The sequence below is a fragment of the Nonomuraea sp. NPDC049784 genome (assembly GCF_040659615.1).
In the GTDB taxonomy this organism is placed as follows: Bacteria; Actinomycetota; Actinomycetes; order Streptosporangiales; family Streptosporangiaceae; genus Nonomuraea.
On record NZ_JBFAMX010000312.1, the window covers coordinates 1 to 11566 of the forward strand.

Below are 11566 nucleotides of genomic sequence, written 5' to 3' on the forward strand. Positions count from 1 at the left end.
CCCGACGCGGACACGTTCGACATCTCCCGCGGCGCCCCCGGCCACGTCGCCTTCGGCCACGGCATCCACCACTGCCTGGGCGCCCCGCTGGCCCGCATGGAGCTGCGCATCGCTTTCCCCGCGCTGCTCCAGCGCTTCCCGGGGCTGCGCGAGGCAGGCGCCGCGGACTTCCGCTCCTCCCACATCGTGTACGGCCTGAGCTCCCTGGAGGTGGCCTGGTAGCCGCCGTGGAAAATTGTCGGCCCAGGCGGCTAGCGTGCAAGCGTCATGCCTATCGACGTCGCGGCACACGAGCTGATCGGCAGGGAGCACCCCGCCGCGCTGATGCGTGCCGAGATCGCCAGGGTGATCGGCAGCCACGGCGGCCTGGTGCTGGTCACCGGCGAGGCGGGCATCGGCAAGACCACGCTGGTCACGAGCGCGGCAGGTGAGGCCAGGCGGCAGGGTGCGCTGGTGGTCGGGGGCGCGTGCTGGGATTCCGGCAGCGCCCCTGGTTTCTGGCCGTGGGTCCAGGTCATCCGGGCCCTGCGGCGTGCCGCTGAGCCGCAGGAGTGGGCCGCGGTGGAGGCGGCGGCGGGCGACAGCCTGGCCGCCCTGCTCGGCGAGGGCCGGAGCCGCGCGGCGGCCACCGACGCCTTCCAGCTCTACGACGCGGTCACCTCAGCCCTGGTCTCGCTGTCGCAGCGGCGACCGGTGGTGGTCGTCATCGACGACCTCCACGTGGCCGACCCGGCCTCGCTCCGGCTGCTGGAGTTCGCGGCGCAGCAGACCTGGTTCGAGCGGCTGCTGCTGATCGGCACCTATCGCGACGCCGAGGTCGAGCCGATCGACCACCCGCTGCGCGACCTGCTGTCGCCGCTCGTCGCGCGGGCCACCACCATCACGCTCACCGGGCTCGACCAGGTGGAGGTCGGCGCGCTCATGGCCCGCACGGCCGGCCAGGAGCCGCCGCCCGAGCTGGTCGCGGAGGTCCATCTGCGCACGGGCGGAAACCCGTTCTTCGTCGAGCAGACCGCCAGGCTGTGGCGCAGCGGCGGCTCGGCCAGCGCCGTCGCGCCCGGCGTGCGCGACGCGCTGCTGCGCCGCCTGTCCCTGCTGCCGCGGCAGGTGTCCGAGATGCTGCCCGCCGCGGCGGTGCTCGGGCGGGAGTTCCACCGGCAGGTGCTCGCCGCGAGCGTCGCGGCGCCCGTCGCGCACGTCGACCGGCTGCTGGACGTGGCCGTGGTGGCCAAGCTCGTGGTGGCCAAGGGCGGCGGCGTGTTCGCGTTCGCCCACGATCTGGTGCGCGAGACCCTCTACGAGTCGCTGAACGACCCGCGCGAGCTGCACGGTGCGATCGTCCGCGCCCTCGACCGCTCGCCCGGGCTGGCGGGCAAGGTCCTGCCGGGCGACCTGGCCGGGCACGCCCACCTCGCCCGCGACCGCCTGGCCCCTGATCGGGTGATCGACCTCCTGCTGGCGGCGGCCCGCGACGCGAAGGGTCGGCTGGCGGGGGAGGAGCAGCTGGGCCATATGCGCAGGGCGTACGAACTGAGCGCCGGCGTCGACCGGCGCAGGCACGCCGTGATCGCTCTCGATCTGGGCAGGGAGCTGCACCACCTCGGGGAGCAGGACGAGGCGAGGGAGGCGTTCGAGCAGGCCGCCGCCATCGCCCGCGAGCTCGACGACCCCGAGCTGCCGGCCCGTGTGGCGCTGACGTTACACTCCCACTACGGTCTCGACGAGGCCCTCGATCGATTGAGAGAGGCCCACGGCAGGCTGATCGGCGGCTCGGCGCCCGATGAGCGGCTGGCGCTCGAGCTCGTTCTCCACCTCGCCCAGCTGGCCAGGCGGGGAGGCGATGACGACGCGCTGGCGTTCAGCCTCTGGACGCACCACGACATCATCTGGGGGCCGGGCACGGCGGAGGAGCGAGTGGCGCTGACCGGCGAAATGATCGAGGTGGCCAGGCGGACGTCCGACTGGGAGCTGGGCCACTTCGCCGCCGCGCTGCGCTGGGTCGCCATGATCGAGCAGGGCGACCCCCGCTACCTCGAGGCCTTCGACGACTACGCCGCCAGGGGCAGGCGCAGTGGCCGGCCCCACCTCGACCTGTCCACTTCCGTCGATGCGAGCATCGTGGCGGCCTTCACCGGCCGCTTCGCCGAGGCGGAGTCGGCGCTGTCGGGGATCCACGTGGACCCGCTGCACGATCATTTCGTGTTCATGATCATCCATCACCGGTGGGCCCTGATGTCGCTACAGGGCAGGGTCGAGGCGGCGGAAGAGCTGGCCCGCGAGCTCAGAGGCACCGGCCATCCGTGCGTGCCGGTGCTGGAGGCGCTCACGGCCCTGCAGATCGGCGACGTCGACACCGCGTTGCGCCACTTCGCCGGCGGGGAGCCGCGCGAGCCCATGACGCAGCCGCTGTGGCTGCGGTTCCAGGCGGAGGTGGCGGCGGCCACCCAGGACCCGGAGCTGTGCGCGAGGGCCCGCGCCGCGCTGGCGCCGCATCGGGGGCGGTGGGTGGTGTCGCTGTTCGGCTGGGACATCAGCGGACCTTACGATCTCTGGCTCGCCCTGCTGGACGCCGCTGAGGGGCGCTGGGCGCAGGCCGTCGAGGGGTTCACGGCCGCCTACCGCTCCGCCGACCGGATGCGGGCGCGGCCGTGGTCGGTGACCGCCCGCGCGCGCCTGGCCGAGACGCTGCTCTCCCGCGGCGGGCCCGGTGACGCCGAGGCGGCGGAGGGGCTGCTCGCCGGGGTGCGCAGGGAGGCGGGCGAGCTGGGCATGCGCCACCTCCTGGAGTCCGTACGCCCGGCGCGGCCCGAGCCGGTCGCGCCCCGGCCGGACGGCTCCTTGACCGGTGGCGCGGAGTTCAGGAGGGACGCTGAGGTCTGGTCGCTGGCGTTCGCGGGCCGGACCGCGCACATGCCCGACGCCAAGGGCCTGCGCGACCTCCACACGCTGCTGAGCCGTCCCGGTGACGACGTGCCCGCCGTGCTCCTGCTCGACCCCGCAGGCGGCGAGGTCGTGGTCGCGGCCCGGCGGATGGGCGGTGACGACGTGCTCGACGAGGAGGCCAAGAGCCGCTACCGGCACCGCCTGGTTCTGCTCGACGACGAGATCGACCGGGCCGCGGAGCTGGGGGACGATCTGCGGGCGGCCGAGTTCGACCGGGAGCGGGCGGCGTTGCTGGAGGAGCTGCGGGCCGCGGCGGGGCTCGGCGGGCGGACGCGCCGCCTGGGCGACGAGGCGGAGCGCGCCCGCAAGACCGTCACCGCCAGGATCCGCGACGTGCTGCGCAAGCTCGACCGCGCCCATCCCGAGCTGGCCGCCCACCTCCGCGCCGCCGTCTCGACCGGCTCCACCTGCCGCTACCAGCCGGACCGGCCCATCACCTGGCGCCTCTGAGCAGGGGCGCCAGGTGACGTCTCACTTCCGGTTGTACCGACACGGCGTCTCTGACCTGCGGTCCCGGTCATCCGACCCAAGCGATGCGGACGACGTACACCAGACGGCGCTCCTCCATGACCACGTACGTGGCCAACCCGCGGTTGTCGCCGAAGGGGTGAGTGAGCAGATTCGCCTTCGGGCTGTCCCGCCGGAGCGGTTCTCCGCTCCACGGGGCGACCCCGAGCATGGCGAGCAGCTCCATGAAGGGAAACGACGGCGGCGACCGGCAGGGCGTCGCGCTGCTGCTCGGCCACAGGGTCGAGCTCGACGACGTATGCCACACGTATCGGTGCACAGGCGCCGCGTAAGGGCCGCAAGGAGGCCACGCCCCTATCTCCTCGGGGTTCCACGGGAGGGGGCCACGATGCTGTGGTGGCCCGCTGACCTGCATAACCCCTGCGTGGCTCGGTAGTTAAGTGGTGCCGCTACTTCCTGTTGTACAGGCGCATGGTGAGGGTGCCGAACACGGCGATGAGCAGCAGCGCCGAAACCAGCACCCACATGAGCTCCGCGCCGTCAGGCGCGCCCGCCATCAGCGACCGCACGGAGGACACCAGGTGCGTGATCGGGTTCGCGTTCACGAACACCTGCAGCCACCCCGGCATGGTCGAGGGCTCCACATAGACGTTGCTCAGGAAGGTCAACGGGAACAGCACCAGCATGCTGACCCCCATCACCGACTTCTCGCTCCGCATCAGCAGCCCGAACATCGTCCAGATCCACGAGAACGCGAACGAGAACGCCAGCAGCACCACGATCCCGCCCAGCACACCGGCCACCCCGCCCTGCGGCCGGAAGCCCAGCACCAGACCGACCAGCAGGATGACCGTCGAGGCCAGCGTGTACCGCAGGACGTCGCCGAGAAGGTAGCCGACCATGGTCGAAGGGCGCCAGATGGGCAGGGTACGGAAGCGGTCGAAGACGCCTTTCTCGATGTCCTTGTTGACCTCCACGCCGGTGTACATCGTGATCATCACGACGCTGGTCACCATGATGCCCGGCAGCAGGAACTGCAGGTACTCGGTCGGCGACCCGGCCAGCGCGCCCCCGAACAGGTACGTGAACATCAGCGTCATCATCAGCGGGAACGCCGTCACGTCGAACAGCTGCTCCGGCACATGCTTGATCTTCAACATGGCCCGCCAGCCGAAGGTGACCGACGCCGACCAGGCGCTGGGCCGCGGCGGCTTGACCCCAGGAGCGAGCACCGTGCCGAGCATCTCGGCCGCGGGCGCGTACGTGGTCTCGGTGGTGGTGCTCATGCTGCCTCCTCGGTCGCGGGGCGGTCGGTCAGTGCCAGGAAGACCTCGTCCAGGCTTGGCTGGCCGAGTGAGAAGTCGTCGACGACGATGCCGGCCTCGGCCAGTCGCCCGAGGGCGCGGGCGGCCTGCGCCGCCTCCCCGCCGTCACCGGTGATGCGGGCCGTGAGCGCCACCGGGTCCGCCTCCAGGTAGACGGGCGCGTCCAGCGTCTCGGCGAGCAGACGCTCGGCTTCGCCGCGGGTGGCCGGGTCGCGCAGCCGTACGTGGACGGAGCCGGACCCGATCGACGACTTCAGCTCACCTGGGGTGCCCTCGGCGATGACCCTGCCGTGGTCGATGACCGCGATGCGGCTCGCCAGCCGGTCGGCCTCCTCCAGGTACTGCGTGGTCAACAGCACCGTCGTGCCGTGGGCCACGACGACGCGCACGATGTCCCAGACCTGGTTGCGGCTGCGCGGGTCGAGACCGGTCGTGGGCTCGTCGAGGAAGAGCAGGTCGGGCGTGTTGAGGATGCTGGCCGCGATGTCGATCCGCCGGCGCATCCCGCCTGAATACGTCTTGACCTGCCGCCCCGCGGCCTCCGTCAGCCCGAACGCCTCCAGCAGCTCCGCCGCCCGTTCCTTCGCGGCCGGCTTGCGGTGGCCGAGGAGACGGCCGAGCAGGATCAGGTTCTCGGCGCCGGTCATCTCCTCGTCCACGGAGGCGTACTGGCCGGTCAGGCTGACCCGGCTGCGTACGGCGTCCGCCTCGCGCACCACGTCGTGCCCGAACACGGTCGCCTCGCCGCCGTCCGGTCGCAGCAGCGTGGCCAGCATCCGTACGGCGGTGGTCTTGCCCGCGCCGTTGGGGCCGAGCACGCCGTACACGGCGCCGGCCGGGACGGCGAGGTCGAGGCCGTCCACGGCGCGAGTGTCGCCGAAGACCTTGACCAGGCCGGAGGTCTGTATCGCTGGATCTGGCATTGCGGTCCTTTCATGAGACGTACGGCTGCGCGTGCCGGGCGGCGCGCAGCGCCTGGCCCCACCAGGTGAGCTGGTCGAGCATGGCCCCGACGGTCCGCAGGCGGTCGTCGGTGTCGCGCGGCCGTCCGCGCTCGTCGACGTCCTCGCCGAGCAGGTCGAGCCCGACCCAGTCGCGCATGGTCACGGAGTGCAGGGCGCAGAAGACGGTACGGAGCTGCTCGACCGCGTACATGCCGGCCGATCCCGACCCGTACGCCACGAACCCGATGGGCTTGGCCTGCCACTCGTCGTAGGCGAAGTCGATCGCCTGCTTGAGCGAGGCGGGGAAGCTGCGGTTGTACTCGGGGGTGACCACGACGAACGCCTCCGCCCTGCCGACGGACCCGGCGAAGCCGCACATGTCCGGCGTCGCCTCCTCCGGGTAGCACCTGGGGAAGGCGTACCCGGCCAGGTCGAGCACCTCGACCCCCAGGTCGCGGCGGCGGCGCGCCCGCTCGGCGAACCACGCGCCGACCTTGTCGCCGACGCGGCCGACCCGGGTGCTGCCGATGATCACCGCCACCCGCAACGGACCCATGGTTTGCCCCCTTCCTGCGCCGTCACCTCTTAGGCGCTAGAAGGGCCGCTAGATCGGATCTAGCAACGATCCCGCCGACTGTGGCTGCTGTCCCTTTCGGCCGCCACCCACGCGCCCGCGTCCCTTTTCTCCTTCCCCGAAGGACCTCAGCTCACGGCGGCGATGCGCTCAACTGCGGCGAGACGGTCCCGCCGACCGGGTTGATGTCCCTTGGAGGAGGCGTGGGAGGGGCCGAGTCACCGAACGACTTGGGGGAGGTCGAGGGTGAAGACCGTGTCGCCCGGCACGCTGCGTACGTCCACCCGTCCACCGTGTGCCGCCGTGACCGCCGACACGATGGCCAGCCCCAGCCCGCTCCCTCCAGCCAGCCGGGAGCGCGACCCGTCGCCCCGCGCGAACCTGCCGAACACCTGCGGCAGCACGTGCGCGGGAATCCCCGGCCCGTCGTCGGCGACCTCCACGCACACCCGCTCCCCGAGCCGGATCGTCGCGGTGACCGTGGTGCCGGGCGGGGTGTGGGTACGGGCGTTCGCGAGCAGGTTGCTCATCACCTGGTGCAGGCGGTCGGCGTCGCCCAGGACCACGGCGGGCTGGTCGGGCAGGTTGATCAGCCAACGGTGCCGGGGAGCGGCCGCGTAGGCGTCGCTGACCGCGTTGACCACGAGCGGCGAGAGGTCCAGCTCAACCAGATCCAGCGGCCGGCCCGCGTCCAGCCTGGCCAGCAGCAGCAGGTCCTCGACCAATGTCGTCATCCGGCCCGCCTCGGAGCGGATGCGTCCGAGCGCGTGCGTCGTCTGCGGTCCGTGCCGCTCGCCGCCTCGCCTGGTCAGCTCGGCGTACCCGACGATGGAGGCCAGCGGCGTGCGCAGCTCGTGGCTGGCGTCCGCGATGAACCGCCGCAGCCTCGTCTCGCTCTCGTGTCGTACGGCGAAGGCGGTTTCGACGTGCCCCAGCATGCGGTTCAGCGCGCCGCCCACCTGCCCGACCTCGGTGCGCGGGTCGGTGTCGGCCTCGGGCACGCGGGCGAGGCGTACGGCGTGCCCGTTGGCCAGCGGCAGCTCCGACACCCTGGCGGCGGTGGCGGCGAGGCGCCCGAGCGGGCGTACGGCACGGCGTACGAGCACGGTACAGGCGGCGGCCATCAGCGCGACGCCGGCCAGCGTCACCGCGGCCTCCACTATGACGAGCCTGGTCAGCATGGAGGTGACGCCGGCCAGCGGCAGCCCGGTGACCAGCAGGTCGCCGTCGGGCGTCCGGGCGGCGGCCATCCGGTAGTCGCCCAGCGGGCCCAGGCCGACCGTGACCGGCTCGCGGGTGACGGTGGCGAGCGACGGCGGCGCGGCCACCTCGCTTACGGTGGCGATGCCGGTCAGCACCGCGGCGCGCCGCACCACGCCCTCGCGGATCCGCGCGCCGAACGTGCCCTCTGCTTGACCGGGAGACAGCAGGAACGACACCTCCCGCGCCTGCGGCGGCGTGCTGCCCGGCGTGTCGCCTGGCTGGGCCGCCGCGCTGGTCGAGCGGTGGGCGGCCGAGGTGACCTGGCTGTCGAGCCGGTCGATGAGGAAGTCGTGGAACAGCAGCGTCGTCGCCGTGGCGATGACGGCGGAGACGGCGGCCAGCAGCGCGATCGAGGAGACCACCAGCTTGGTCTCCAGCGACACGGTCATACGGTGGGTCTGATCGTGTAGCCGACGCCGCGCACGGTGTGGATCATCGGCTCGCGATGCGCGTCGATCTTGCGCCGGAGGTACGAGATGTACAGCTCGACGACGTTGCTCTGGCCGCCGAAGTCGTACGCCCACACCCGGTCGAGTATCTGCCCCTTGCTCAGCACCCGGCCCGGGTTGTGCATGAGGAACCGGAGCAGCTCGAACTCCGTGGGCGTGAGCCTGATCTCCTTGCCGGCCCGCCGTACCTGGTGGGTCTCCTGGTCCAGCGTGAGGTCCCCGACCACGAGCCCGGCGTCGGCCCGCGCCTGCGTCGCGCCCGAGCGGCGCAGCAGGCCCCGCAGCCTGATGACGACCTCCTCCAGGCTGAACGGCTTCGTGACGTAGTCGTCGGCACCCGCCCGCAGGCCGACGAGCCGGTCCTGGAGCGAGTCGAGGGCCGTCAGGAACAGGATCGGCACGCCCGGCAGCACCGCGCGCAGCCTCGGCAGGAGCTCGATGCCGTCCATGTCGGGCAGCATCACGTCCAGGACGATCGCGTCGGGACGGAACCCGCGGGCCGCGCGGATGGCCTCGGAGTCGTTGTGCGCGCTGCGGACGTCCCAGGACTCCTGGCGCATGACCATGGAAAGGAGCTCGGTCAGCGGGGGCTCGTCATCCACGACGAGGATGTTGATCGAGCTGCCGTCGAGGCGGCGCACGGGCTCGGACGTGGAGTTCGGGCTGGTCGTGTGCATATTCGTGACGATGACGTGCCTTGATGAAGGTTTGATGATTCCTGCTTGTGAATCGCCTGTGAGCTGCGGAGAGCCGGCTCCCGCGCGACGCGCGGAAGGGCCCGGCGGCGTGCCGGACCCTTCCTATCCCTTTAAAGCGCAATCAGAGCTACGCAGAGCTGCTACCCCCTTTTCGGTCAGAAAAGCTTCCCGGACCAGACGTTGGCCGCGGCGGCGTAGACGCTGTAGGTCTCGCCGTCGAAGTACGGCGAGCTGATGTAGTCCACCCGGTCGTTCTCGTCCTGGTCGTAGAAGGCGCTGGTCACGCCGTTGAGATAGCCGAGCCGCTTGGCGCTGCTGTACTTCAGCAGCCACGGCCCGCCGTCGGCGCCGGCGGTCATGGAGCACTTCAGGCCCACGTGCTCCTCGATCTTCTTCGCGGCCGAGCCCACGGTCTTGGCGGTGGTCGTGCCGTAGCACCACTTCGGCGTGACGCCCGTGAACGGCTTGTTGCCGTCGGGCTGCGCGGCCTGCGGGTAGCCGAAGACGTAGTGCGCCTTCTTCAGCGGCTGGTTCCAGGAGATGCCCTGGCCGCCGACGTTGTCGCCCAGACGACCCGCGTCCGAGGCGTCGATCACGTGGTACGTGTTCGACGACCGGTCGTAGTAGCCGTGGTCCGCCTTCGTCGTGTCGGTGCCCGGCTTGCCCCGGTCGGTGTCGTACTCGGACTTGGTGACGGTCGAGTCCTTGATCGTCACACCGTTGTAGACCGAGACGAACGCGTAGTCGCGGTCGTAGTCCTCGTACACGCTGTAGTCGTAGTGCACGAACGCCTGCTTGCCGACGTAGACGCCCCAGGGGGCCTTGCCCTGGTAGTAGCCGGGCACGAAGACCCAGTTGTCCATGAGCTGCTCGTCGTTGGAGGTGTCGTACACGCAGTGGCCGGCCGTGGCGACCAGGTTGGCGTACTTGCCCTGGATGGACGAGGCGGAGCACCAGCGCTGCTTGCCCGCCGAGTCGACGAAGAAGACCTTGCCGATGGTCTTGGGCAGGTTGACGTTCTTTGTCTTGGTGGTGGTCGTGGTGGTGCCGGTCGGGGCGACCGAGCCCGCCTTGGTGTCGGTGGACGGGGTGCCCGTGGTGGTGAGCTTGTCGACGTCGGTGGTGTCCTCCTCGACGTAGGTGGCGGCCTTCAGCGCGGCGCCGTTGTTCTCCAGCCAGTAGGCGGCGATGCCCTTGGCGCTGGTGATGCCGACGCTCTCGGTCGGCTTCACGTGCGGGGCCGCCTGCGCGGCGGCGGCCAGCGAGGCGCCCAGCAGCGCCGTGGCGGCCAGCCCGCCGCCGAGAGGGACGAGGGTGCGCTTGATCTTCAAGGGGGTACTCCTTGCTCGTCGCGGGAACGCCATGAGCGTTCGGTGCGTCTGTGAGGCAGGAAGGTATCCCTCTTGGCCCGACCCCTATATCCGCTTTTGTCCGGATTTAGCTGGCACACAGCCTTCCGTGATCGCGCCGTGATCCAGCGAAGATCGCCTTCGCGCGCCCATTATCCGAGGCGGTCGCCGATCCTGAGAGCGAATCCGATAAGAACCTGAAAATCGCATAAGAGAAACTATGTGTTGCAGATCACTGGCCCAAGGTGGGGCCTGCTACCTGCGCTTATCCAATACATAAGTTGATCAAAGGCGTTTCTCAGGTTGGGTCGGCAGGGTGTTCGGCGTGGGGATGACCTTCGGGGCTGAATTCAGAAGTTCGGCCAGGTCGTCCCGGATCGGATTCCTAACTCATGCGTTTTGCCAAGCCTTTCGTCGTGACCCTCGCCAGCGCGGCCGTGCTCGCCCTGCCGCTGTCGGGCGCCGCCCTCGCTGACGCCAGGCCGCAGCCCGCGGCGACCGCCAAGGCCCCGCAGCCGGCGCACCCGAGCCCCACCGTGCCCCAGGACCAGCTGTTCAAGGGTCGCGATGACGCTCGTGCGGCCTCGCTCAAGGTCTCCGTTGACTCGGACCACGTGCGTGCCGGCGCCTCGTACGACGTGACGATCGCCGCCAAGGGCCTGCCCTCGGGCACGGCCATTGTGACCAGCCCTGAGGGCAAGAACTACCGCGTCTCGCTTTCCGCCGGCCGCGCCACCAAGACCCTGACCGTGCCGTCCAAGGCCAAGCCGGGCACCGAGACGGTGACCGTGAAGGTCGGCAACAAGGTCGCCACCGCCACGTTCGAGGTCGTCGGCGGCCGGAAGCCGCAGCGCGACGACCACCGCCACCACGAGTCGAAGTAGTAGGTGGACCAGGGGCAAGCCGCCCCTTACGCCGTTACCGGGTGGGCCTCCTGGAGCCCACCCGGGCGCGTTGATCGGTTGGGGCGAGGCGTTGGGCTCGTACCCGCGCAAGCCATCACCCCCACGAGTGTGGGCGCGTAGCTGCCGAAGTTCTCCTCATCGTTCGACGGGCTAGACGATGCCAAGGGCCGCTGATACGGCGCAGACTCCGCGCTAACAGCGGCCCCCCGGGACAGCCAGAACGCGCCGCTCGTCGCCCCACCCGAGCCGCTGGCAGGGGTGGTGGACGGAGTGGATTTCCCCGATCACGGGCTGGCTCCCGACTGGCCGACTTGGTCGTGTCGCTGCCGTGTCAGCGGTCGCGTCAGGACGGCAACGGCCCGGTATCAGGGCGGTCGGCGATGGTGGATGCCATGAACGGTTCAGCGATTGCGGCCTCAAGGCCGGGTGCGTCCGTTCAATTGAAGTTCGTAACAGATCTAAAGGAGCACACCACCATGTCCATCACCCTTACCGACCAGGACAAGCTCACCCTGCGGACCGCCGCGTGGGGCGCCGTCTCGCTGATGTCCGCCGCTGGCGCCGCCGGCTCGGCCCACAAGGTCGCCACCGAGGGCTCCATCGCCCTGACCTCCGCGACCGGCCTGGTCGGGCACGTGCTCACCAAGG

The 11566-nt window shown here is 70.8% G+C and carries 10 protein-coding genes; 3 read left to right on the forward strand and 7 right to left on the reverse strand.

Translation table 11 applies throughout. The annotated features are described in order from the left end of the window. Together AB0J09_RS40075 and AB0J09_RS40080 are read left to right on the forward strand one after the other, a co-directional pair. Positions 1-222, forward strand: a 222-nt coding sequence (locus AB0J09_RS40075; RefSeq protein ID WP_360702961.1) for a cytochrome P450, incomplete at its 5' end; no start/stop codon positions are given. A 45-nt stretch (positions 223-267) separates the two neighbouring features. After that, positions 268-3393: an AAA family ATPase gene (locus AB0J09_RS40080; protein WP_360702963.1), complete on the forward strand. Its 3126-nt coding sequence runs from the start codon at positions 268-270 to the stop codon at positions 3391-3393. 67 nt (positions 3394-3460) lie between these two features. On the opposite strand, the gene AB0J09_RS40085 is transcribed toward AB0J09_RS40080, so the two are convergent. The 7 genes from AB0J09_RS40085 to AB0J09_RS40115 form a co-directional block, all read right to left on the reverse strand. After that, on the reverse strand, positions 3461-3637 hold the full coding sequence (locus AB0J09_RS40085) for a hypothetical protein (RefSeq protein ID WP_360702965.1): 177 nt from the start codon (positions 3635-3637) through the stop codon (positions 3461-3463). A 223-nt stretch (positions 3638-3860) separates the two neighbouring features. Further along, positions 3861-4697: an ABC transporter permease gene (locus AB0J09_RS40090; protein WP_360702968.1), complete on the reverse strand. Its 837-nt coding sequence runs from the start codon at positions 4695-4697 to the stop codon at positions 3861-3863. Further along, positions 4694-5659 carry an ATP-binding cassette domain-containing protein gene (locus AB0J09_RS40095; protein WP_360702970.1) on the reverse strand — a complete coding sequence of 322 codons (966 nt, stop codon included), beginning with the start codon at positions 5657-5659 and terminating at the stop codon, positions 4694-4696. The genes AB0J09_RS40090 and AB0J09_RS40095 overlap by 4 nt, the downstream gene beginning before the upstream one ends. Positions 5660-5669: 10 nt before the next feature. Further along, positions 5670-6236, reverse strand: coding sequence for an NAD(P)H-dependent oxidoreductase (locus AB0J09_RS40100; RefSeq protein ID WP_360702973.1), 567 nt, complete (start codon positions 6234-6236; stop codon positions 5670-5672). 236 nt (positions 6237-6472) lie between these two features. Continuing rightward, positions 6473-7906: a HAMP domain-containing sensor histidine kinase gene (locus AB0J09_RS40105; protein WP_360702974.1), complete on the reverse strand. Its 1434-nt coding sequence runs from the start codon at positions 7904-7906 to the stop codon at positions 6473-6475. Further along, positions 7903-8643 carry a response regulator transcription factor gene (locus AB0J09_RS40110; RefSeq protein ID WP_360702976.1) on the reverse strand — a complete coding sequence of 247 codons (741 nt, stop codon included), beginning with the start codon at positions 8641-8643 and terminating at the stop codon, positions 7903-7905. Before AB0J09_RS40110 ends, AB0J09_RS40105 begins: the two co-directional genes overlap by 4 nt. 176 nt (positions 8644-8819) lie before the next feature. Continuing rightward, a complete protein-coding gene (locus AB0J09_RS40115) occupies positions 8820-9995 on the reverse strand; it encodes a hypothetical protein (RefSeq protein WP_360702978.1) in 1176 nt (391 codons plus the stop codon). A gap of 434 nt (positions 9996-10429) precedes the next feature. Between AB0J09_RS40115 and AB0J09_RS40120 the strand changes: the two genes are divergently transcribed. Next, the gene (locus AB0J09_RS40120) at positions 10430-10897 is read left to right on the forward strand and encodes a hypothetical protein (protein WP_360702981.1); all 468 of its coding nucleotides are present in this window, start codon (positions 10430-10432) and stop codon (positions 10895-10897) included. Positions 10898-11566: the final 669 nt, after the last annotated feature.

Excerpts from the sequence above, each read along its gene's own strand:
- AB0J09_RS40080 (WP_360702963.1), top strand. The coding sequence starts at position 268 with ATGCCTATCGACGTCGCGGCACACGAGCTGATCGGCAGGGAGCACCCC.
- AB0J09_RS40085 (WP_360702965.1), bottom strand. The coding sequence starts at position 3,637 with ATGGAGCTGCTCGCCATGCTCGGGGTCGCCCCGTGGAGCGGAGAACCG.
- AB0J09_RS40090 (WP_360702968.1), bottom strand. The coding sequence starts at position 4,697 with ATGAGCACCACCACCGAGACCACGTACGCGCCCGCGGCCGAGATGCTC.
- AB0J09_RS40095 (WP_360702970.1), bottom strand. The coding sequence starts at position 5,659 with ATGCCAGATCCAGCGATACAGACCTCCGGCCTGGTCAAGGTCTTCGGC.
- AB0J09_RS40100 (WP_360702973.1), bottom strand. The coding sequence starts at position 6,236 with ATGGGTCCGTTGCGGGTGGCGGTGATCATCGGCAGCACCCGGGTCGGC.
- AB0J09_RS40105 (WP_360702974.1), bottom strand. The coding sequence starts at position 7,906 with ATGACCGTGTCGCTGGAGACCAAGCTGGTGGTCTCCTCGATCGCGCTG.
- AB0J09_RS40110 (WP_360702976.1), bottom strand. The coding sequence starts at position 8,643 with ATGCACACGACCAGCCCGAACTCCACGTCCGAGCCCGTGCGCCGCCTC.